This is a genomic window from Dactylosporangium sp. CS-047395 (assembly GCF_050942185.1).
Lineage (GTDB): Bacteria > Actinomycetota > Actinomycetes > Mycobacteriales > Micromonosporaceae > Dactylosporangium.
The window spans coordinates 3,629,802-3,650,356 of sequence record NZ_CP192015.1; the positions used below are offsets into that span (position 1 = coordinate 3,629,802).

Here is a 20,555-nt window from a genome sequence, read left to right on the forward strand (position 1 = left end):
GATCAGCCGCCGGTGAACGAGGGGGTGGTGCCGCACTTCGCGTGGGCGTCGAGGCAGACCTTGACCAGCGGGCCGAGGTTCTCGGGCTTCCACGCGTTCATGAAGTCGCCGTGCATCGACGAGGCCATGCCGGAGGACAGCGCCAGCCCGTCACCGCCCAGCGAGTCGTAGTTCACCATGAACGACAGGTTCGGGATCGCGACCGGGTAGTCGCCCTGGCACTTGCCGTTGACCGCGTTGCCCATGTGCGACTTGTGGTCCGGCGAGTCGATGTGCTTGCCGTCCCAGCAGTCCGCGAACGTCAGCTGGAAGATCAGGTTGCCGCCCGCCGCGCAGACCGGCCAGTTGCCGTCGGCGCTGCGGCCGACCTCCGCGCTGCCCGCGCACCAGAACTGCCCCGGCGCGCCCTTCTGGGTGGGCGTCTGCTTCTTGGCGTCACCGCTGATCATGACCAGTCCGGGCGGGAACGGCTTGGTGACCGACGGGTCCGGAAGGCGCGACCCGTAGTACACCCGGAAGCTCTTCATCTTGACCGGCTGGCCGTTGCGCTGCAGCTGCGGCACCCAGTAGGCGCTGTTGTCGCCCGGGGCGTTGCAGTTCGCGGTCTGCGCGAACAGGTCGGCGGGCTTGCTGTTCGCGGTGACCTTCGTGCCGAAGAACGTGTGCATGTGCGACGCGCCGGCGAGCCCGGGGAACACGATCGGGTCGTCCGGGGCCTCGTTCGCCACCGAACAGTCGGTGTGGAACTCCGAGACCCTGGTCGTACCGGCGGGCACGGGCAGCTGCTGCAGCTTGTCGAACGCGGCGAGCTGCTGCTGCCAGGCGGCCTGGTCGACGTCCACCCAGCCGGCCGTGCCGGTGCTGGTGCCGGTGCTCTTGGTCGGCGTCGTGCCGGTCGTCGGCGACGGCGCGCTCGTGGTCGGCGGGGCCACCGTCGCCGTGGCGGGTGGGCGCCCGCCGCTGCCGAGGGTGAACCAGTTGACGTTCACGAAGTCCGACTGCTGCGCGCTCTTCATCACCGCGACGAGCGTCTGCTTGCCGGCCGGGACGCTGGTGGCCGTGGCCGTGACGGTCTTCCAGCTCTGCCAGTTCCCCGTGTACGTCACCGGGAACGACGCCAGCAGCTGGCCCGTCGGCGAGCCGAGGTGCAGCTCGATCGAGCCGCCGGCCTTGTTCTGGGCGGCGATGCGGACGCTCAGGTCCGCGCCGCTCAGGGTCACGTTGTCGTACTGCAGCCAGTCACCGTTGGCGAGCCAGCCGACGTTCTTGCCGCCGCCGGCGTCGCGGGTGCCCTCCGTCTGCGCGCCGGACTGGGCCGCGAACGCCTCGGCCTCCAGCTTCGGCGCCGAGTTCTCCTCCGCACTGGCGGTCGCCATGTAGACGCCGCCGGCGCCGGCGACGACCGCGACCGCGGCCGCCGCGATCAGGACGCGAGTTCTGCGCATATCGATCCTTTTCCTGGATTCGGGTGCGCAGCCAGTATTCAAAGCGCCCATATGCAGTTCAAGAGACCAAAGGAAAACTTAGAGAGCGCTCTCTGGAAGATCGTTGTCAGGCCCCGTGCGCGGACCCGATTACATTTTTTGGCAATTCCGTTCTTAAATCTTCTTTAGCGACCGTACGTATGCGCGCGTTCGCTCTCAGCCGCCCGGACAGGTGTTGGTGCCGCCGCTGAGGATGACGCACCGCTGGCGGGTCGGCTCAGGCTCGGGCGTCTGCAGCGTGCGCGACCCGGCCAGCCCGAGGATGACCGCGGGCAGCACCGTGACCCCGGCGACGACGAGCGCGATCCGCGGCAACCGGGCGACCCGGAGCCCGCGGGCGACCCCGGCCACGAGCAGCGGCCCGGCGACGAGCACGATCGCGAGCACGAACTGCAGCCGTCCGGTGCTCGGATCGGGCTTCGCGTCCAGCCCGGCGACGACCCGGGCGAGCACCGCGCGAGTGAGCACCGCGACCGCGACCAGCCAGCCGGCGCCGAGCACGGCGCAGGCCACCACTCTGCTCCTCACGCGTCCACGGTAGCGGCCGCGAGCGCCGCATCGATGACCGCCGTCTCCAGGTCCCGCGCGCACCGCTCGATGGCTTCGGGCGCGAAGCGGTGCGTGTCGCCCCACAGGGTGTACATGATCCGGCCCGGCTCATCCTCGAGGTGCAGGTAGAACGTGGCGTCGTAGGTCTCCTCGCGCACACCCCACCGCACGCTGGTGTCCGCGCGCGCGGCCCGGATCTCCGCCGCCGCCGGAACCTCGCCGCCGCTGTCGTCGACGGCCCGCCGCCGATCGTTGAGCACGCACGTCGGCTCGCCGATCGCGGACAGCCCGGCCGGATCGAAATACCCGTGTTTGTACGCCGCGAGCGTCGCCCCCCACGCCCGCGCCGCCATCGCGTCGAAGTCGGCGTCGTCGTCGATGACACAGAGGCCGAACTGGCGCAGGCTCGTGACCGCGTCGGCGAACCCGGGCCGGAACCGGTTGCTGACGACGACCTGCACCACGGCGGAGCCGGCCCCGGTGGCGCGGGCGAGCGCCCTGGCGTACGCGGCGAGCAGGATCGGGCCGGACGCGAGCCCGGTGCGCGCCCCGACCACCCGCACCGCGAGCGCCAGCGCGCGCGACTCGCACACGATCTCCCAGTGCCGCGGGCGGTCCAGGCCCGGGTCGCGCGGCTCAGGCGGGGCGGGGAGCCGCGCGTGGTCGAGCTGGCGCTCCCAGTACCGCAGCGCCTTCTCGCTCTGCCGGAGCGCCGCCGGCTCCCGCTGCTGCGCGGCGAGCTCCAGCGGCCGGACCCCTTGCACGGGCGCGCGCTCTTCGCCGAGGTTGGCCAGGTCGCGCACGATCGCGTCGATGCCGAAGCCGTCGACGATGACGTGGTAGTACATGAGCACGACGTGCGTCGGCGTCCCGCCGTCGAGCACGACCCCCATCCGCACCGGCCATTCGGCGAACGGATCGAAGTGCGTGGTCTGGTAGCGGACGCGCAGCTCCTCCGCGGTCACGTCCGGGTCCGGCCCGGCGGCCACGCATTCGAGCACGATCTCGCCCGCGGCGTGCACCTCCTGCCGCGGCGGGCCACCCTCGGTGTGCACCAGCCGGGTGCGCAGGGCCTGGTGCCGGCCGACGATGAACCGCAGCAGGGCGGCCAGGTGCTCGACGGTCTCGCCGGGGGCGGCGGGGACGGTGCCGCCGATGTTCATCGTCCGTCCGGTACGCCGCATCAGGTCCCACACGTCGCGCTGCCCCCAGGTCAGCTCGGCGATGCCGGACCCCTCGCCCTCGAACGCCACCACGATGTCCACGCGGCCGAGTGTCCCGCCGCGCCGGGCCGCCGCGTCAACGCCCGCGCGCGGGTCCGCGCATCGCTCCTGCTCATTGCTGAAAGTTTCCCGGGCCACCACGGACCGGGTCCCGCCGCGAACCTGCGACCGCACTTTCCCCGGCCGGCGGTCCCGGCGCGTCCAGTGGACGCGACCGTGGTGGCGGTCCTGCGCGCCACGACCGACGTGCTCACCCTGCGCCGCTCCGGGCTGCCTACGGACGTTTCAGCAGCAGGTTGACCGCGACGCAGGTCAGCGCGGCCCGGCCGTCCTGGTTGACCAGCTCGCAGCGGGTGCGCACGATCCCGCGGTCGGGCTTGCTGTTCGAGGGCCGCGCCAGGTCGACCGTCGCGCGCAGCCACAGCCGGTCGCCCGCCCGGACCGGCACCGGCCACCGCAGCTCGTCGACGCCGGGCGAGGCGAGGCTGGCCACGCGCGACAGGTAGTTGTCCGCGAACAGCCGCATGAGCAGCGCGGCCGTGAACCAGCCGCTGGCGATCAGCCCCTGAAACGGCCCGCCGGCCGCGTACCCGGCGTCGACGTGAATCGGCTGCGGATCGAACCGGCGCGCGAACGCGAGCATCTCCGCCTCGTCGACCGTCTCGACCGCCTGCGTGTATTCGTGCACCGCGCCCGGCACGTAGTCCTCGAAGTACCGCTCGTTGATCGCTCGCATGCCGGCCAGCCTCTCACGGCGGCGACGCGGCGGTGCCGGGCTACGGGATCGGGGGACTGGTCTGCTTGATCATTTGGAAGCTGTCGAGCCGGTAGAAGTCGCAGCGGTCGGTGCCGGCGGCGGTGATGTACAGGTCGTGGACGCCGGTCGGGGTGGTGGCGAGGCCGAGGCGGAGGCTGGACTGGTACCACTGGGTGCAGTTGCCCGTCGTGCCGATGGTGAACGTCAGGAACGGGGTGGCGGTCGGCGAGTCCAGGCGCAGGTCGATCGTGCCGGGGCCGGTCGAGCAGGAGCGCCAGGTCGCGTAGCCGCTGGCCTGGCCCGGGGCGCCGAAGTCGATGGCGGAGAGGCGCAGGCGGTCGCCGGGGGAGAACGCGACCGCGCGGCCGGCCGAGGCGGCCGGGTCGGTGAAGGTGCGGACGCCGTGCTGCGCGTCGTACGACTCGGCCTCGACGACCGAGCCGAAGGTGCGCACGGTGGCGGCGGACGCGGGCGCGGCCGCGGCGGCGACGGCGAGCGCGGCCGCTCCGGCGGTGAGCAGAATACGTCTCATGCGCCGGAGTATATCGATGTGAGCCGATCTAGCTAGGTGAAGGCGCGGGCCAGCAGGAGGCGGCGGAGGGTTGGCGGGTCGCCGAAGAGCAGGTGGTTGGCGGTGGCGCGTTTGAGGTACCGGTGCGCGGAGTGCTCCCAGGTGAACCCGATGCCGCCGAGCAGCTGGATCGACTCGCGGGTCACCGTCCAGGCGGCCTCGGTGGCGGAGAGCTTGGCCAGGGGCGCGGCCAGGGCGAACTCGGCGGTGCCGTACGCGCGCAGGGCGTAGCGCGCGGTGGAGGTCGCCTGTTCGAGCAGCACGTACAGGTCGGCGACGCGGTGGCGCAGGGCCTGGAACGACGCGAGCGGCACGCCGAACTGGCGCCGGGTGCGCAGATGGTCCACGGTGGACTGCAGCGCCGCGCGGGCCACGCCGACCGACTCCGCGGCGAGCAGCGCGTACATGACGGCCAGGCCGTGCGCGGCGCCGGCGGGGGCGACGAGGCGGGCCGGGGCGGCGGTCAGGATCACGGTCGCCTGGCTGCGGGTGGTGTCCACAGTGGGCACCGGCTGGACGACCGCGGCGTCCGTCGCGAAGAGGTCGCCGTCGCACTCGACCAGCAGCAGGTCGGCCGCGTCGCCGTCCAGGACGTGGTGGACGCGGCCGTCGAGGACCGTGCCCTGCGCGGTCGGCCTCGCCTCGACGGTGCCGCCGAGGGCCAGGGCGCCGATCGAGGTGCCCTCGGCCAGGCCCGGGAGCAGGTCGGAGGCCGGGTCCAGGGCCAGGATCGCGGCCGTGGTCGACAGCAGCGGGGCGGAGAGCAGGGCGGCGCCGGCCTCCTCCAGGGCGATGCCGGCCTCGACCGCGGTGGCGCCGAAACCGCCGTGCTCCTCGCCGACGGCCAGCGCGGTGAGGCCGAGCTCGCCGGTGAGCCGCGCCCAGCTGTAGCCGGGCGAGGCCAGGAACCCGCGCACCGACTCGCGCAGCGCCATCTGTTCGGGTGTGAACTCCCCGGCGAACGGCTCCACTGTGGACACTCCTACGATCGGGGGACGCGGCCGAGGAGACGGTCGGCGATGATGTTGCGCTGGATCTCGTTCGACCCGCCGTAGATGGTGTCGGCGCGGGTGAACAGGAACAGCCGCTGGGCGTCGGTCAGGTCGTACGGCGCGGCCCGCGCGACCGTCGCGGCCGGCCCCTCCGCCGCCATGGCCAGCTCGCCGAGGTCGCGGTGCCAGTTCGCCCACAGCAGCTTGGCCACCGACGCCGCGGTCGGGTCGGGCCCGGTCGCGGACAGGGTGCGCAACGCGTGGTGGCGCAGGCCCTGCAACCCCGCCCAGGCCTGCACGAGCCGGTCGGCAAAAACAGGATCCTCGATGGTACCGACGGTGCGCGCACGATCCACAATGGACTGCAGCTCGCGGGCGAACCCCAGCTGCTGCCCGAGGGTGGCCACGCCGCGCTCGAACGCCAGGGTGCTCGTCGCGACCCGCCAGCCGTCGCCGGGCGCGCCGACGACCAGGTCGGCGCCGGTCTCCGCGCCGTCGAAGAAGACCTCGTTGAACTCCGAGGTGCCGGTCAGCTGCACGATCGGGCGCACTTCGACACCGCGCTGCCGCATCGGCACCAGAAGGTACGAGAGGCCGGCCTTGCGCTTTTCCGGCCCGGTGCGGGCGAGCACGAAGCACCAGTCGGCGATGTGGGCCAGCGACGTCCAGACCTTCTGGCCGCTGATGCGCCAGCGGTCGCCGGCGAGTTCCGCGCGCGTCTGCACGCCGGCGAGGTCGGAGCCGGCCTCGGGCTCGGAGTACCCCTGGCACCACAACTCCTCGGCCCGCGCGATCGGCGGCAGGAAGCGTTCCCGCTGTTCGTGCGTGCCGTGCGCGATGAGCGTCGGCGCAAGGAGGTATTCGCCGATGTGGCTGAGCCGCCCGGGCCCGCCGGAGCGCGCGTACTCCTCGAAGAACACGACCTGCTCGGCGATGGAGGCGCCGCGCCCGTACGGTTGCGGCCAGCCCAGCCCGATCCACCCTCCGGCGCCGAGCTCCCGCTCCCACTCGGCGCGCAGGTCGAGGTGCTCGTGCTCGCGCCCCGGGCCGCCGGTGCCGATCAGCGGCGCGAACCGGCCGGTGAGATGCTCGCCGAGCCAGGCCCGCACCTCGGCCCGGAACGCCTCGTGCTCAGGCGCCATAGACGGCCGCCGGTTCGGGCGCGCGGGCGAGCAGGTCGCGCACGACGGGGCCGAGCTCGTTCGGGTCCCAACGGCGCCCGGCGTCGGCGGCCGGACCGTGCTGCCAGCCGTCGGCGAGGCTCACGCTGCCGCCGGAGACTTCGAACACCCGGCCGGTGACGAACCCGGCCTCCTCGGAGGCGAGCCACACCACCAGCGGCGACACGTTCTCGGGGGCCATCGCGTCGAACCCGGCCGCGGGCGCCCGCATGGCGTCGGCGAACACGTCCTCGGTCATCGGCGTGCGCGCGCTGGGCGCGATCGCGTTCACCGTGATGCCGTACCGCGCGAGTTCGACCGCGGCCACCTGTGTCATCGCGGCCACGGCGGCCTTGGCGGCGCTGTAGCTGACCTGCCCGACGCTGCCCATGAGCCCGGCGCCCGACGTGGTGTTCACGATCCGCGCGGCCACCGGGGTGCCGGCCTTGGCCAGCCCCTTCCAATACGCCGACGCGTGCCGCAGCGGCGCGAAGTGGCCCTTGAGATTGACCCGGATGACCGAGTCCCACTCGTCCTCGGTCACGTTCGTGGTCATCCGGTCGCGCGCGAGCCCGGCGTTGTTCACGAGCGCGTCCAGGCGGCCGGTCGCATCGACCGCCGTCCGCACGAGCGCGGCCGCGAACGACCAGTCGGCGATGTCGCCGGGCGCGACGGTCACCTTGCCGCGCGTACACTCGGAGGCCACGGCATCGAGCCGCTCCGCGCTGAGGTCGTTGAGCACGACGTGATGGCCGGCCGCGGCGAACGCGAGCGCGTGGGCGCGGCCGAGGCCCTGGCCGGCGCCGGTGATGATGACCGTTCTCATGCTCCGAGGACCTCCCGCTGGTAGCGTCGCACCTTGTCCCGCACCCCGACCAGGTCGTTCGGGTCCGCACGGATGACGACCCGCGCGACGCCCAGGGAGCGGAGCATCTCCAGTTCGCCGCGGTCGCCCGGGGCCCGCGCGGTCACCTCGACCTCGTCCGGGTCGCGGCCGGCGGCGGCACACTCCTCGCGCAGGGCCTTGCGCAGCCGGGCGAACTCCTCGCCGCGCACGCCGAGCGGATACCAGCCGTCGCCCAGCCGGGCCGCGCGCCGCACCGCCGCGAGGCTGTGGCCGCCGACGACGATCGGGACCGTGCCGCGCGTCGGGCGAGGCCGCGAGTGCACAGGGCCAAAGGCGACAAAGCGGCCGTTGTACCGTGCGGGCGCCTGCGTCCACAGCGCTCGCATCACCTCGAGGTACTCGTCGGCGCGGGCACCACGCTCGGCGAACGGTACGCCGAGCGCGTCGTACTCCTCGCGCAGCCAGCCGACGCCGATGCCCGCCAGGAGCCGGCCCCCGCTGAGCACGTCGACGGTCGCCAGGCGCTTGGCCAGGTCGACCGGGTTGTGCTCGGGCAGGATCAGCATCGCCGTGCCGAGCCGCAGCGAGGTGGTGTGCGCGGCGGCGAACGTCAGCCAGTGCAGCGGGTCCGGGATGTCGTCGTCCGGGCCGAGGCTCATGCGGCCGGTGGGATCGTACGGGTACGAACTGTCGTAGGCGTCCGGCACCACCACGTGCTCGACGGCCCAGACCGACTCGCAGCCGAGCTCCTCCAGCAGCCGCACGAACCGCGCGACGGTGGCCGGATCGGCGCCGCCGTGCGACGGCATGACCCCGAGTTTCAGCTCCACGGCCGGTACTCTACCAAACGCTTGCTTGGTTACGAAGGCCGCCGCGGAGCCGGATTCAGGCGCGTGGGGCGCCGATCCGGGCGAGCCAGTGGGCCGCCTCGCCGGGCGCGAGGGCGCCGTCGATGAGCAGGCGCGGGGCCATGCGGGGATAGGAGCGGCCGGCGTTCCAGGTCCGGGCGTACGGTTCGCGGTCGAGCGCGATCAGCCGCACCCCGTCGAGGCGGGGGATGTCGGCCGGGGTGCCCTCGTTCCAGATCCACTCGCCGCGGGCGTCGACGAGGTTCCAGCAGCCGCGGATGCCGCCCGGAGGCTGGGGGTTGCCGTCCGTGGCGGCCGCGAACTCGGCGGCGGTCGGGCGCCGTCCGGGCAGCAGGCCGCGGCCCGGGTCGCCGATGAGGGTCGCGGCGAGCAGGATGTGCAGCTGGAAGTTGTCGCCGATGCCGCCGACGGTGACCCGGAAACCACGGCCGGTACGAGCGAAATCGCGATCGACCACGATCAGCTGTTCGTGGTCGACCACCCGCAGCAGGCCCCACAGCCAGGATGCCGTTCCGTAGAGCTCACGGGCGGCGGCGACGGCCGCGGTCAGCCGCTCGCGCTGCGGCAGCGTCGCCCGGACCTCGGCCCGCTGACACAGGTACAGCACCGGCTGCACCCACTCCTCGGCGCAGAACCACGCCTGGACCAGCATCTCGGCCGCGTCGGGGTCGAGCCCGCGCCGCCGGGCCGACCCGGCGAAGCGCTCGAGCACCGCGCCGGCCGCCTCCTGCTCGCGGGGCGCGGGCGGTTCGCCGAACGCGTCGCGGTACAGCGCGCGGAACCGCACGGCCTGTTCGAGCACATCGGCCGCCCGATCGGCGAGCAGCGGCATGACGGCGGCCGGATCGGTGCCGTTCCACGCCATCTGCCCGAGCAGCCCCGCCAGGCCGCCGCCGAGCGCGAACGTGGCGGGGCGGAGGGCGGGCTCGAGCCGTACCAGAGCCGCTTGAATCTCTTCCGGCGCGGCCTCTTCGGCACTCTGCGCGATCGCGGGCAGGGCAGCGTAGAACCCGTCGACGTCGAACGCGGCAACGGCCCGCAGCAACGCATCAACGCGCACCGCGAGCGGCGAGGACCGAACCATGCGCGGGATCGTAATGGCCGCCCCACGCCCCCAGCACCGGGTCGCCGCGCGTGCGACGCAGCGATCAGCCGTGCGGCGCGGGAGGTTACGAGTGTGCCGCGTCCGAGTAGCGGGGCAGCTGGCCGCCGCCGTCCACGAGCAGCGACGCGCCGGTGACGTAGCCGGCCAGCGGGGAGGCCAGCAGCAGCACGGCGTCGGCGATATCGTCCGGGGTGGCCATGCGTCCGAGGGGCACCGTCGCCGCGACCGCCGCCAGGGCCGCCTCGTCGCCGTAGTGGGCCGCGTTGTCGTCGGTGCGCACCACGCCCGCCGTCACCGTGTTGACGCGCACGCGCGGGGCCCACTCCAGCGCGAGGGCGCGGGTGAGCACTTCGAGGCCGCCCTTGGCTGCCGCGTACGCCGCCGTTCCCGGGGCCGGGCGCAGGGCCGAGACGCTGCCGATGTTCACGATCAGGCCGCCGGACGGCTGCTGCTGCATGACGGCGTTCGCGGCCTGCGCGACGAAGAACGGGGCCAGGAGGTTGAGCCGGACCACGGCCGTGACCAGGTTCGGCGACGCCGTCGCGGCCGGGGCCGGGGGGCCGCCGCCCGCGTTGTTCACCACGAGGTCGAGCCGGCCGAAGGTGGCCACGGCCGCGGCGACCAGGGCCGCCGCCTGGTCCGGTTCGCGGACGTCGGCGCGGTGGAAGAACGGCAGGTCGCCCGGGTCGTTGCGGCCGCAGACCAGGACCTGGTAGCCGTCGGCGGCGAGCCGGGTGGCGATGGTCCGGCCGATGCCGCGGGTGCCGCCGGTGACGAGCGCCGCGCGGGGTTCAGAGGCGTTCGATGATGGTGACATTGGCCGTACCCCCGCCCTCGCACATGGTCTGCAGACCGTACCGGCCGCCGCGGGCCTCCAGTTCGTGCAGGAGGGTCGTCATCAGCCGCGCCCCCGTCGCGCCGAGCGGGTGGCCGAGGGCCACGGCGCCGCCGAGGGGGTTGACGCGGGCCAGGTCCGCGCCGGTCTCGTGGTGCCAGGCGAGCACTACGGGTACGAAAGCCTCATTGATCTCGATGAGGTCGATGTCGTCGATGGTGAGCTTCGCCTTGCGCAGCGCGTGTTCGGTGGCCGGGATCGGGCCGGTGAGCATGTAGACAGGATCGTCCGCGCGGACGCTCAGGTGGTGGATGCGGGCGCGGGCGCGCAGGCCGTGTTCGGCGAGCGCGCGCTCGGAGGCGACCAGGACGGCCGCCGCGCCGTCGGAGATCTGGCTGGCCAGGGCGGCCGTCACCACGCCGCCGGGCTTGAGGGTGGGCAGCGACGCCATCTTCTCCAGCGTCGTGTCGCGGCGCGGGCCCTCGTCGGCGGTCACCCCGGCGATCGGCTCGATCTCCCGCTCGAAGCGGCCGCTGTCGATGGCGGCGGCGGCCCGGCGGTGGCTCTCCAGCGCGTACCGCTCCATCTCCTCCCTGGTCAGCGCCCATTCGGCGGCGATCAGCTCGGCCGCCCGGAACTGGCTGATCTCCTGGGTGCCGTAGCGCGCGTGCCAGCCGGCCGAGCCGCGGAAGGGGTCGTCGAAGCCGTACTGCTGCCCGGCCAGCATCGCCGCCGAGATCGGGATGGCGCTCATGTTCTGCACGCCCCCGGCCACCACGAGGTCGGCGGTGCCGGACATGACCGCCTGCGCGGCGAAGTGGATGGCCTGCTGCGACGAGCCGCACTGCCGGTCGACGGTCACGCCCGGCACGTGCTCGGGCAGCCCGGCCGCGAGCCAGCTGGTGCGCGCGATGTTGCCCGCCTGCGGGCCGAGCGCGTCGACGCAGCCGAAGATCACGTCGTCGACCGCCGCCGGGTCCACGCCGCTGCGCTTGACCAGCGCGTTGAGCACATGCGCGCCGAGGTCGGCCGGGTGGATCGCGCTCAGCCCGCCGCCGCGCCGGCCGACCGGCGTGCGGACCGCCTCGACCAGATAAGCCTCCGTCATGGTCGAGACCTTACCAAGCGAGCGCTTGGTTGGTAAGGTGCCTCGCATGGAACCGCTGGACGCCCGCACCATTCCCGATCTGGTACGGGCCGGCGCCGCGCACTACCGCCACCGCGAGGCCGTCGTCGACGGCGACGTGCGGCTCACCTACGCCGACCTCGGCGCCGAGGTCACCCGGTGCGCCGAGGCGCTCGCGGCGCGCGGCGTCGCCAAGGGCGACCGGGTGGCGCTGTGGGCCCCGAACGGCTGGCGGTGGATCGTCGCCGCCCTCGGCATCGTCTCAGCCGGCGGCGTCCTCGTGCCGCTGAACACCCGATTCAAGGGTCCCGAGGCGGCGTACATCCTCGCCCGCAGCGGTGCGCGGCTCCTGCTCGTCGACGACGGGTTCCTCGGCAACCGCTACGTCGCCGCGCTCGCCGAGGCCGCGACCGAGACGCCGACCCCGGACCTCACCGACATCGTCCCGTTCGCCGAGTGGGACCGGTTCATGGCCGTTGGCAAGGCCGTGGACGCCGTGGTCTACCCCGACGACCTGTCCGACCTGTTCTTCACCAGCGGCACCACCGGGCGGCCCAAGGGCGCCATGATCACCCACAGCCAGACGACGCAGTTGTACGTCACGTGGAGCGACCTCGCGCAACTCCGCGAGGGAGACCGGTACCTGCTCATCAACCCCTGCTTCCACACCTTCGGCTACAAGGCCGGGGTCATCGCGTGCCTCCTGCGCGGGGCGACCATCGTGCCGCAGGCCGTGTTCGACGTGCCGACCAGCCTCGAGCTCGTGCAGCGCGAGAAGATCACGGTGCTGCCCGGACCGCCCACGTTGTACACCTCGATGCTCGACCACCCCGCCCGCTCCGCCTACGACCTGTCGACGCTGCGCGTCGCGATCACCGGCGCGACGACGGTCCCGGTGGTCATGATCGAGCGGCTGCGGGCCGAGCTCGCGCTGGAGACCGTGCTCACCGCCTACGGGCTGACCGAGTCGTGCGGGACCGCCACCATGTGCCGCCCCGACGACGACCCGGTCACCGTGTCGACGACCTGCGGCGCCGCCGTCCCCGGGGTGGAGGTGCGGGTCGACGAGGCCAGCGGCGAGGTGCTGATCCGCGGTTACAACATCATGCGGGGGTACTTCAACGACCCCGCCGCCACCGCCGACACCATCGACCCGGACGGCTGGCTGCACACCGGCGACGTCGGCGTCCTGGACGAGCGGGGCTACCTGCGCATCACCGACCGGCTGAAGGACATGTTCATCGTCGGCGGGTTCAACGCCTACCCGGCCGAGATCGAGCAGGTCATCGCCCGCCATCCGGCCGTGGCCGAGGTCGCCGTCATCGGCGTGCCGGACGAGCGGATGGGCGAGGTCGCCCGCGCCTTCGTCGTGTCGCGCGGGCCCGTGCAGGCCGACGCGCTCGCCGCGTACTGCAAGGAGCGGCTGGCCAACTACAAGCAACCCCGCTCGTTCGTGTTCGTGGACGCGCTGCCGCGCAACGCGAGCGGCAAGGTGCTCAAGACGACCCTCCGGAGGGCATGACATGGACACCGTCATCGTCACCGGCGGCGCGAGCGGCATCGGGGCCGCCGTCGCCCGGCTCGCCGCCGAGCAGGGGCTGCGCGCCGTCGTGTGGGATCTCGTCGCGGTCGACGGCGGTTCGGTCGTCAACGTGCGCGATCCGGAGGCGGTCGCGGCGGCGTTCGCCGCGGCCGGACCGGTGCGCTACCTCGTGAACAACGCCGGCCCGGCCAGCGGCGGCCCGGCGCTGGCGTTCACCGACGGGCTCGCGGCCACCGCCGGCAGCATGGAGCTGGTGACGTCGGCCTGGCTGGCCACCGGGCCGCCCGAGGGTTCGGCCGTGGTCAACGTGGCCTCGGTGGCGGGCAACCTGGTGGGCACCGACTCCGCGTGGTACTCGGCGGGGAAGGCGGCGATCGCGGGGTACACGCGACATCTGGCGACCCGGATCGCGCCGCGGGTGCGCGCGAACGCGGTCGCACCAGGGTTCATCGACACGCCGCGCATGGCCGGATTCGCCGACTCCGCCCTTGGCCGTTCGCTCATCGAGCGCAACCCGATGGGCCGGGCCGGGCGGCCCGAGGACGTCGCCGCGGCCGTGCTGTTCCTGCTCTCCCCGGCCGCCGCGTACGTCAACGGCGTCCTGCTGCCCGTGGACGGGGGCTGGACCGTCTCCCAATGAAAGGGGTGTTCCACTGTGGACGCCGTCATCGTCTCCGCCGTGCGCTCGCCGATCGGCCGCGCCTACAAGGGATCGCTCACCGAGGTGCGCGCCGACGACCTCGCCGCGCAGATCGTCACCAAGGCCCTGGCCAAGGTGCCCGCGCTCGATCCGGCCACCCTCGACGACCTGATCCTCGGGTGCGCGCAGCCGGCCGGCGAGCAGGGGTACAACCTCGGCCGCCAGGTCGCCATGCACCTCGGCCTCGACATGGTGCCCGGCACCACCGTGAACCGCTACTGCGCGTCGTCGCTGCAGGCGATCCGGATGGCCTTCCACGCGATCAAAGCGGGGGAGGGGCACGCGTTCGTCGCGGCCGGGGCCGAGGTCGTCTCGCACTACCCGGCCGGCAAGGCCGACGGCATGCCCGGCACCAAGAACCCGCGCTATCCCGAGCACACGTCCTCGCTCACCTGGACCGATCCGCGGGCGGCGGGTGAGCTGCCGGACGTGTACATCGCGATGGGCGAGACCGCCGAGAACGTCGCCGGCATGTGCGGGATCACCCGCCGCGAGCAGGACGAGTTCGCCGTGCGCAGCCAGAACAACGCCGAGAAGGCGCAGGCCGACGGGTTCTGGGAGCTCGACATCACGCCCGTCACCCGGCCCGACGGCACCGAGCTGGCGCGCGACGACGGCCCCCGCGCCGGCGTCACGCTGGAGAAGGTGAGCACGCTGCAGCCGGCGTTCCGCCCCGACGGCACCGTCACGGCGGGCAACTGCTGCCCGCTGAACGACGGCGCGGCGGCGGTCGTCGTCATGGGCGCGTCGCGGGCCCGCGAGCTCGGGCTGACCCCGCTCGCCCGCATCGTCGCCACCGGCGTGTCCGCGCTCAGCCCGGAGATCATGGGTCTCGGCCCGGTCGAGGCGACCCGCCGCGCCCTCGCGCACGCCGGCATGTCCATCTCGGACATCGACCTGATCGAGATCAACGAGGCTTTCGCCGCGCAGGTGATCCCGTCGTACCGCCAGATGGGCGCCGACCCGGAGAAGGTCAACGTGCACGGCGGTGCGATCGCGGTCGGCCACCCGTTCGGCATGACCGGCGCGCGGATCGCCACCACCCTCCTCAATGGACTGTCCTTCCGGGACAAGCAGCTCGGCCTGGAGACCATGTGCACCGCCGGCGGCCAGGGCATGGCGCTGATCCTGGAGCGGCTGGCATGAACCTCGCGGGCAAGGCAGTCGTGGTCACCGGCGCGGGCCGCGGGCTCGGCGCGGCCTACGCCCGGCTGGCCGCCGCCGAGGGCGCCGCGGTGCTCGTCAACGACGTCGACGCCGACCTGGCCGACGGGGTCGTGGCGGAGATCCGCGCCGCCGGCGGCACCGCGGCCGGGTTCGCCGGCTCGGTCGCCGACTGGGACGCCGCCGGCGCGATCATCGGCGCCTGCGTGGAGGCGTTCGGCGCGATCGACGGCCTGGTCAACAACGCCGGCATCTTCCGCCTCGCCAACCCGGCCGAGCAGGACCCGGACGAGTTCCGCGCGGTGCTGGAGGTCAACGTCCTCGGCACCGCGTACTGCGGGCTGCACGCGATCCGCGCCATGCTGCCCCGCGGCTCCGGCTCGATCGTCAACGTGACCTCGGGCTCGCACGCGGGCTCGGCCGCGATGGGCGCCTACGGGGCGAGCAAGGGCGCGGTGGCCTCGCTGACGTACTGCTGGGCGGCCGACCTGGCCGGCAGCGGCGTGCGGGTGAACGCGGTCTCGCCGAACGCCCACACGCGCATGGCCGACGCCTACGAGGCCTACCTGGGCGCCGCGGCCCAGGGCCAGAACGTGGCCAAGCCGCCCGCCCAGAACGCCCCGGCCGTGGTGTACCTGCTCTCGGACGCCGCGGCCGGCCTGCACGGGCAGATCGTGCGCATCGACGGCGACGAGCTGTCGATGGTCGCCCACCCGACCGTCCAGGGCCACGGCACCCTGAACCCGGCCTGGACCGTCTCGTCGGTGGCCGCGGCCTTCGCGGCCGGCGAGGTCGGCCCGCTCAGCCCGGTCGGGCTGCACCGGGCGTGAGACTTGCATTGATGGATCACCATCGAGGGCGTGATGGGATCCTCACACGCGGTGTCCGGGGCGGCCGGCTGGCTGGGCGGGTGTGCGTTGCTGGCCGCGGCCGGTGCTCCGGTCGGCCCGCCGGTCGTCGTCGTGGGCACCGTGATCGCCGCCGGGGCCGCGCTGCTGCCGGACTGTGACCACCCGAGCTCGTGCGTGGCGTACACCTTCGGGCCGGTCAGCCGGTTCCTGTGCCGGCGGATCGGCCGGGCGTGCGCCGTCCTGCACGCGCGCACCCGCACCCCGCTCGACGTGCGCGACCTCGACGGGCACCGCACGCTGACCCACACCGTGCTGTTCGCCCTGGTCACGGGCCTGCTGGCGGCGGTCGGCGGGTGGTTCGGCGGGATCGCGGCGGCCGCGGTGGTGACGTTCGCCACGACCGGCCTGGCCATCCGCGCCCTGTGGCCCAAGCGCAAGCGCGGCACGCTCGGGGCGACCCTGGGCGGCCTGCTCACGGCGGCCGCCCTGGTCACGTTCGGGCCGGCGGACGGCTGGTGGTGGCTCGGCCTGCCCGTCGCGTTCGGCTGCCTCGCGCACATCGCCGGCGACGCCATGACCAACACGGGCGTCCCGGCGCTGTTCCCGCTGCCCATCGGCGGCCGTCGCTGGCGCCGGCTGCGCACCCCGCGCCTGCTGCGCTTCGGCACCGGCGGCCGGGCCGAGCACCTGGTCCGCTGGCTGCTGGTCGCGAGCGCCGTCGGCGCCGGTTGGCTGCTGGCGATATGAGCCGGGTCAGCGGCGGGCGAGGCCGTCCAGGAACAGGGAGGTGCAGTCCTCGGCCAGGCGCGTGATCGGGTACTCCCGGGTCGGCTTGAACCACCGCACGGACAACCACACGGCGTCACGCATCAGGCGGTACAAAATCTTCGGGTCCAGGTCCGAGCGGATCACGCCGTCGGCGATGCCGGCCTCGATGACCTGCAGCCAGGCCGCCTGGACCTCCTTGCCGGCGTTGCGCAGGTAGCCGAACCGCTCGATCTGGATCAGATAGTTGACGTCGTTCTGGTAGATCTCGGTGGCGTGCGGATGTGCCTCCACCACCTCCAGCGACGCCACGATCAGGTCGTGCAGCCGCGTGCGCGGATCGGTGTCCGCGGCGAGCACCCGCTTGTAGCGCGTGCGCAGGTCCTCGAGGTAGGAGGTGACGATCTCGTCGACCATCGCCTCCTTCGACTCGAAGTGGTGGTACAGGCTCCCGGAGAGGATGCCGACCTCGTCGGCGATCTCACGCACCGTGGTCGCCGCCACGCCCTTGTTCGCGAACAACGCTGCGGCGCTGGCGAGAATCCGCTCGCGTCGTTCCCCAGACTCCCGCGCCATCCCATGGTCCTTTACAGAGAAGGAGATGTATCCCGCCGGAGTGTACCGACCCCGCGAGAAAACGAGTGTAGCGTAATCAAGCAAGCGCTTGGTACGGTCGTGGGGCAAGTCAGCCTGCGGGAGTAAGGCGGCCAAACACAGCGATGGCGAACAAGCAGATGTCCCCCGACGAGGTCGTGTCCCGGTTACGCTCCGGCATGACCATCGGGATCGGCGGCTGGGGGTCGCGGCGCAAGCCCATGGCCCTCGTCCGGGCGATCCTGCGCTCCGACCTCACCGACCTCACGATCGTCACCTACGGCGGGCCCGATGTCGGCCTGCTGCTGGCCGCGAAGAAGGTCCGGCGCCTGATCTACGGGTTCGTGTCGCTCGACTCGATCGCCCTCGAACCGCATTTCCGCGCCGCGCGCGAGACGGGTTCGGTGGAGGTGAGCGAGTACGACGAGGGCATGCTCAGGTGGGCGCTCTACGCGGCCACCTGCCGGCTGCCGTTCCTGCCCAGCCGGGTCGGGCTCGGCTCCGACGTGCTCACCGTCAACCCGGCGCTGCGCACGGTCGCCTCGCCGTACGGCGGAGAGGAACTGCTCGCCGTGCCCGCGCTGCACCTCGACGCCGCGCTGGTCCACCTGAACCGCGCGGATGTGCTCGGCAACGCGCAGTACCTCGGGCCGGACCCGTACTTCGACGACCTCTTCTGCACGGCGGCCGAGCAGGCGTACGTCTCCGTCGAGCGCATCGTGCCGACCGAGGAGCTGACCCGCGCCGCGCCGGTGCAGAGCCTGCTGCTGCAGCGCTGGATGGTGCACGGCGTGGTCGAGGCGCCCGGCGGTGCGCACTTCACCTCGTGTGACCCCGATTACGGCCGCGACGAGGCCTTCCAGCGCGAGTACGTCAAGGCCGCCGGCGACCCGCAGGAGTGGCAGGCGTTCTACGAGCGCTACCTCAACGGCGACGAGGCCGCCTACCGGGCCGCCGTCGAGTCCAGGAGCGTGGCCGCATGAGCGACGTCACCCGCGCGGAGATCTGCGCGATCGCGTGCGCGGAGGCGTGGCTCGGCGACGGGGAGATCCTCGCCAGCCCGACCGGGGTCGTGCCCACCATCGGCGTACGCCTCGCCCGCGCCACGTTCGCGCCCGACCTGCTGCTCTCCGACGGCGAGGCGATGCTCGCGCGGGGCACCTGGGCGCTGGGCGAGGCGCCGCCCGGGATCGAGGGCTGGATCCCCTTCCGCGCCGTGTTCGACCTGCTCTACACGGGGCACCGGCACGTCATGATGATGCCGAGCCAGATCGACCAGTACGGCAACGCGAACATCTCCGCGATCGGCGACTTCGCGCGCCCGACCCGCCAGCTGCTCGGGGTGCGCGGCGCGCCCGGCAACACGGTCAGCCACCCGACCAGTTACTGGGTGCCCAAGCACGGCCCGCGCTCGTTCGTCGCGGCCGTCGACATGGTCAGCGGCGTCGGGTACGACCGCGCGGCCACGGCGCCGGCGGCGGCCAAGTTCCACGAACTGCGCCGGGTCGTGAGCAACCTGGGCGTGTTCGACTTCAACACCGACGACCACCGGATGCGCGTCGTGTCCGTGCATCCGGGCGTGACGGTGGCCGAAGTGCTCGCCGCCACCGCGTTCGATCTGGTGGTACCGCCCGATCTCCCCGAAACCCGCACCCCCACCGACGCCGAACTCGCCCTCATCCGCGAGGTCATCGATCCCCGCGGCGCTCGCCAGCGGGAGGTGGCCGGGTGAGTGCTGCGGCGCTCGACACGCCGATCTGCGCGCTGTTCGGGATCCGGTACCCGATCGTGCAGACCGGCATGGGCTGGGTCTCCGACGCCCGGCTCACCGCCGCCACCGCCGAAGCCGGGGGACTGGGCGTCCTCGCCAGCGCCACCCTCTCGTACGACGAACTCGTCACCGCGATCGCCGACGTGCGGGCGCGCACGGACAAGCCGTTCGGGGTGAACCTGCGCGCCGACGCACCGGACGCCGCCCGCCGTGCGGACCTGCTCATCCGCGAGGGGGTGCGGGTCGCGTCGTTCGCGCTCGCGCCCAAGCCGGAGCTCATCGACAAGCTCAAGTCGGCCGGCGTCGTGGTCGTGCCGTCCGTCGGGGCGCGCCGGCACGCGGAGAAGGTCGCCGCGTGGGGCGCCGACGCTGTCGTCGTGCAGGGCGGCGAGGGCGGCGGCCACACCGGCCCGGTGCCCATCTCGCTGCTGCTGCCGCAGGTCGTGGACGCGGTCGGCATCCCGGTCGTCGCGGCCGGCGGCTACCACGACGGGCGCGGCCTGGTCGCCGCGCTCGCGTACGGCGCGGCCGGGATCGCCATGGGCACCCGCTTCCTGCTCACCTCGGACAGCCCGATCGCCGAGGACGTCAAGCGCCGCTACCTGGCCGCCTCGGTGACCGACACCGTCGTCACCGACCGCCTCGACGGCGTGCCGCAGCGCGTGCTGCGCACCCCGTTCGTCGACACGCTGTCCGCGCCGGCGGTGCCCGGTCGCCGGCTCCTGCGCGCGTTCGGCAGCGCCCGCGCGTTCCGGAAGCTCTCCGGCCGCTCGTGGGTCTCGCTGCTGCGCGAGGGGCGGGCGATGCGCGGCCACGGCCTCTCCTACGACCAGGTGCTGACCGCCGCCAACACCCCGATGCTCATCCGCAACGCGATGGTCGACGGCCGTCCCGACGCCGGCGTGATGGCCAGCGGGCAGGTCGCGGGCCTGATCGACGACCTGCCCAGCTGCGCCGAGCTGATCGACCGGATCATGGCCGAGGCCGAGGCCGCGCTGAAACGGCTCGCCTGATGCCCGCGTACTCGCTCGAGGGCGTCATCCCGGTCGTCCACCCGGACGCCTACGTGCACCCGACCGCCGTGCTCATCGGCGACGTGCACGTCGGGGCCGGCTGCTACGTCGGCCCCCTCGCGAGCCTGCGGGGCGACTTCGGCCGAATCGTCCTGCGCGACGGCTCGAACCTGCAGGATTCCTGTGTGTTCCACACGTTCCCCGGCACCGAGGCGGTCCTGGGCCGGCACGGCCACGTCGGCCACGGCGCGATCCTGCACGGCTGCACCATCGGCGACGGCGTGCTCGTCGGCATGAACGCGGTCGTGATGGACGGCGCGGAGGTCGGCGCGGAGGCGTTCGTCGGCGCGCACGCGTTCGTGAAGGCCGGGTTCGTGGTGCCGCCGCGCACCCTGGCCGCCGGGTCGCCCGCGCGGGTCGTCCGGGAGCTGACGGCCCAGGAGCTCGCCTGGAAGGCCAACGGCACGCGGGTGTACCGCGAACTCGCCGCCCGCAGCCGCGCCTCCCTGCGCGAATGTGCACCCCTGGCGGCGATCGAGCCGGACCGCCCGTCCCTGTCCACCGGGGCCGGGACGTCGGTGCCACTGGACGTCGCCCGCGGCTCTGGTGAACCAAGCAAGCGCTTGGTAGAGTGAC

At 73.2% G+C, this 20,555-nt stretch carries 22 protein-coding genes; 9 read left to right on the forward strand and 13 right to left on the reverse strand.

Annotated elements, in window-relative coordinates; all coding sequences use genetic code 11:
* Positions 1–2 precede the first annotated feature (2 nt).
* The 12 genes from ACQP00_RS17025 to ACQP00_RS17080 form a co-directional block, all read right to left on the reverse strand.
* A complete protein-coding gene (locus ACQP00_RS17025; RefSeq protein ID WP_433220090.1) occupies positions 3–1,445 on the reverse strand; it encodes a DUF1996 domain-containing protein in 1,443 nt (480 codons plus the stop codon).
* A gap of 195 nt (positions 1,446–1,640) precedes the next feature.
* A complete protein-coding gene (locus ACQP00_RS17030) occupies positions 1,641–2,012 on the reverse strand; it encodes a hypothetical protein (protein ID WP_433220092.1) in 372 nt (123 codons plus the stop codon).
* Positions 2,009–3,298 carry a condensation domain-containing protein gene (locus ACQP00_RS17035; protein ID WP_433220094.1) on the reverse strand — a complete coding sequence of 430 codons (1,290 nt, stop codon included), beginning with the start codon at positions 3,296–3,298 and terminating at the stop codon, positions 2,009–2,011. Before ACQP00_RS17035 ends, ACQP00_RS17030 begins: the two co-directional genes overlap by 4 nt.
* Positions 3,299–3,530: 232 nt before the next feature.
* Entirely contained in the window at positions 3,531–3,992 is a 462-nt protein-coding gene (locus ACQP00_RS17040; protein WP_433220096.1) for a MaoC family dehydratase, read from the reverse strand.
* 40 nt (positions 3,993–4,032) lie between these two features.
* Positions 4,033–4,545 (reverse strand): carbohydrate-binding protein, encoded by a 513-nt coding sequence (locus ACQP00_RS17045; protein WP_433220098.1) that lies wholly within the window; start codon positions 4,543–4,545, stop codon positions 4,033–4,035.
* 32 nt (positions 4,546–4,577) lie between these two features.
* Positions 4,578–5,564, reverse strand: a complete 987-nt coding sequence (locus tag ACQP00_RS17050) for an acyl-CoA dehydrogenase family protein (RefSeq protein WP_433220100.1) — start codon at positions 5,562–5,564, stop codon at positions 4,578–4,580.
* Between the two features lie 2 nt (positions 5,565–5,566).
* Positions 5,567–6,718, reverse strand: coding sequence for an acyl-CoA dehydrogenase family protein (locus tag ACQP00_RS17055; protein ID WP_433220102.1), 1,152 nt, complete (start codon positions 6,716–6,718; stop codon positions 5,567–5,569).
* Positions 6,708–7,562, reverse strand: coding sequence for an SDR family oxidoreductase (locus ACQP00_RS17060; protein WP_433220104.1), 855 nt, complete (start codon positions 7,560–7,562; stop codon positions 6,708–6,710). The genes ACQP00_RS17055 and ACQP00_RS17060 overlap by 11 nt, the downstream gene beginning before the upstream one ends.
* Complete coding sequence (locus tag ACQP00_RS17065; protein ID WP_433220106.1) at positions 7,559–8,413, reverse strand: LLM class F420-dependent oxidoreductase; 855 nt, start codon at positions 8,411–8,413, stop codon at positions 7,559–7,561. The genes ACQP00_RS17060 and ACQP00_RS17065 overlap by 4 nt, the downstream gene beginning before the upstream one ends.
* 55 nt (positions 8,414–8,468) lie before the next feature.
* Positions 8,469–9,536 carry a hypothetical protein gene (locus ACQP00_RS17070; protein ID WP_433220108.1) on the reverse strand — a complete coding sequence of 356 codons (1,068 nt, stop codon included), beginning with the start codon at positions 9,534–9,536 and terminating at the stop codon, positions 8,469–8,471.
* 85 nt (positions 9,537–9,621) lie between these two features.
* Entirely contained in the window at positions 9,622–10,374 is a 753-nt protein-coding gene (locus tag ACQP00_RS17075; protein ID WP_433220110.1) for an SDR family oxidoreductase, read from the reverse strand.
* Entirely contained in the window at positions 10,349–11,500 is a 1,152-nt protein-coding gene (locus tag ACQP00_RS17080) for an acetyl-CoA C-acetyltransferase (RefSeq protein WP_433220112.1), read from the reverse strand. The genes ACQP00_RS17075 and ACQP00_RS17080 overlap by 26 nt, the downstream gene beginning before the upstream one ends.
* A 46-nt stretch (positions 11,501–11,546) precedes the next feature.
* On the opposite strand from ACQP00_RS17080, the gene ACQP00_RS17085 reads away from it, so the two are divergent.
* From ACQP00_RS17085 to ACQP00_RS17105, 5 genes are read left to right on the forward strand one after another with little or no spacing between them, the layout of a single operon-like run.
* Positions 11,547–13,040, forward strand: coding sequence for a FadD3 family acyl-CoA ligase (locus ACQP00_RS17085; RefSeq protein WP_433220114.1), 1,494 nt, complete (start codon positions 11,547–11,549; stop codon positions 13,038–13,040).
* Position 13,041: 1 nt separating this feature from the next.
* Positions 13,042–13,701 carry an SDR family NAD(P)-dependent oxidoreductase gene (locus ACQP00_RS17090; protein WP_433220116.1) on the forward strand — a complete coding sequence of 220 codons (660 nt, stop codon included), beginning with the start codon at positions 13,042–13,044 and terminating at the stop codon, positions 13,699–13,701.
* Between the two features lie 15 nt (positions 13,702–13,716).
* Positions 13,717–14,907 (forward strand): acetyl-CoA C-acetyltransferase, encoded by a 1,191-nt coding sequence (locus ACQP00_RS17095; protein WP_433220118.1) that lies wholly within the window; start codon positions 13,717–13,719, stop codon positions 14,905–14,907.
* Entirely contained in the window at positions 14,904–15,755 is an 852-nt protein-coding gene (locus ACQP00_RS17100; RefSeq protein ID WP_433220120.1) for an SDR family NAD(P)-dependent oxidoreductase, read from the forward strand. The genes ACQP00_RS17095 and ACQP00_RS17100 overlap by 4 nt, the downstream gene beginning before the upstream one ends.
* Before the next feature lie 33 nt (positions 15,756–15,788).
* The gene (locus ACQP00_RS17105; protein ID WP_433223880.1) at positions 15,789–16,523 is read left to right on the forward strand and encodes a metal-dependent hydrolase; all 735 of its coding nucleotides are present in this window, start codon (positions 15,789–15,791) and stop codon (positions 16,521–16,523) included.
* A gap of 6 nt (positions 16,524–16,529) precedes the next feature.
* Here the strand turns inward: ACQP00_RS17105 and ACQP00_RS17110 are convergent, their stop codons facing one another.
* Entirely contained in the window at positions 16,530–17,117 is a 588-nt protein-coding gene (locus ACQP00_RS17110) for a TetR/AcrR family transcriptional regulator (RefSeq protein WP_433220122.1), read from the reverse strand.
* Positions 17,118–17,260: 143 nt separating this feature from the next.
* Here ACQP00_RS17110 and ACQP00_RS17115 point away from each other — a divergent pair, with 143 nt between their 5' ends.
* From ACQP00_RS17115 to ACQP00_RS17130, 4 genes are read left to right on the forward strand one after another with little or no spacing between them, the layout of a single operon-like run.
* Positions 17,261–18,118, forward strand: a complete 858-nt coding sequence (locus tag ACQP00_RS17115) for a CoA transferase subunit A (RefSeq protein ID WP_433220124.1) — start codon at positions 17,261–17,263, stop codon at positions 18,116–18,118.
* Complete coding sequence (locus tag ACQP00_RS17120) at positions 18,115–18,867, forward strand: CoA-transferase subunit beta (RefSeq protein WP_433220126.1); 753 nt, start codon at positions 18,115–18,117, stop codon at positions 18,865–18,867. The genes ACQP00_RS17115 and ACQP00_RS17120 overlap by 4 nt, the downstream gene beginning before the upstream one ends.
* Positions 18,864–19,919: an NAD(P)H-dependent flavin oxidoreductase gene (locus ACQP00_RS17125; protein WP_433220128.1), complete on the forward strand. Its 1,056-nt coding sequence runs from the start codon at positions 18,864–18,866 to the stop codon at positions 19,917–19,919. Before ACQP00_RS17120 ends, ACQP00_RS17125 begins: the two co-directional genes overlap by 4 nt.
* Positions 19,919–20,554 carry a hypothetical protein gene (locus ACQP00_RS17130; RefSeq protein ID WP_433220130.1) on the forward strand — a complete coding sequence of 212 codons (636 nt, stop codon included), beginning with the start codon at positions 19,919–19,921 and terminating at the stop codon, positions 20,552–20,554. The genes ACQP00_RS17125 and ACQP00_RS17130 overlap by 1 nt, the downstream gene beginning before the upstream one ends.
* Position 20,555 lies beyond the last annotated feature (1 nt).

Excerpts from the sequence above, each read along its gene's own strand:
- ACQP00_RS17025 (WP_433220090.1), bottom strand. The coding sequence starts at position 1,445 with ATGCGCAGAACTCGCGTCCTGATCGCGGCGGCCGCGGTCGCGGTCGTC.
- ACQP00_RS17040 (WP_433220096.1), bottom strand. The coding sequence starts at position 3,992 with ATGCGAGCGATCAACGAGCGGTACTTCGAGGACTACGTGCCGGGCGCG.
- ACQP00_RS17045 (WP_433220098.1), bottom strand. The coding sequence starts at position 4,545 with ATGAGACGTATTCTGCTCACCGCCGGAGCGGCCGCGCTCGCCGTCGCC.
- ACQP00_RS17055 (WP_433220102.1), bottom strand. The coding sequence starts at position 6,718 with ATGGCGCCTGAGCACGAGGCGTTCCGGGCCGAGGTGCGGGCCTGGCTC.
- ACQP00_RS17060 (WP_433220104.1), bottom strand. The coding sequence starts at position 7,562 with ATGAGAACGGTCATCATCACCGGCGCCGGCCAGGGCCTCGGCCGCGCC.
- ACQP00_RS17070 (WP_433220108.1), bottom strand. The coding sequence starts at position 9,536 with ATGGTTCGGTCCTCGCCGCTCGCGGTGCGCGTTGATGCGTTGCTGCGG.
- ACQP00_RS17075 (WP_433220110.1), bottom strand. The coding sequence starts at position 10,374 with ATGTCACCATCATCGAACGCCTCTGAACCCCGCGCGGCGCTCGTCACC.
- ACQP00_RS17080 (WP_433220112.1), bottom strand. The coding sequence starts at position 11,500 with ATGACGGAGGCTTATCTGGTCGAGGCGGTCCGCACGCCGGTCGGCCGG.
- ACQP00_RS17085 (WP_433220114.1), top strand. The coding sequence starts at position 11,547 with ATGGAACCGCTGGACGCCCGCACCATTCCCGATCTGGTACGGGCCGGC.
- ACQP00_RS17090 (WP_433220116.1), top strand. The coding sequence starts at position 13,042 with ATGGACACCGTCATCGTCACCGGCGGCGCGAGCGGCATCGGGGCCGCC.
- ACQP00_RS17100 (WP_433220120.1), top strand. The coding sequence starts at position 14,904 with ATGAACCTCGCGGGCAAGGCAGTCGTGGTCACCGGCGCGGGCCGCGGG.
- ACQP00_RS17105 (WP_433223880.1), top strand. The coding sequence starts at position 15,789 with ATGGGATCCTCACACGCGGTGTCCGGGGCGGCCGGCTGGCTGGGCGGG.
- ACQP00_RS17110 (WP_433220122.1), bottom strand. The coding sequence starts at position 17,117 with ATGGCGCGGGAGTCTGGGGAACGACGCGAGCGGATTCTCGCCAGCGCC.
- ACQP00_RS17115 (WP_433220124.1), top strand. The coding sequence starts at position 17,261 with ATGGCGAACAAGCAGATGTCCCCCGACGAGGTCGTGTCCCGGTTACGC.
- ACQP00_RS17120 (WP_433220126.1), top strand. The coding sequence starts at position 18,115 with ATGAGCGACGTCACCCGCGCGGAGATCTGCGCGATCGCGTGCGCGGAG.
- ACQP00_RS17130 (WP_433220130.1), top strand. The coding sequence starts at position 19,919 with ATGCCCGCGTACTCGCTCGAGGGCGTCATCCCGGTCGTCCACCCGGAC.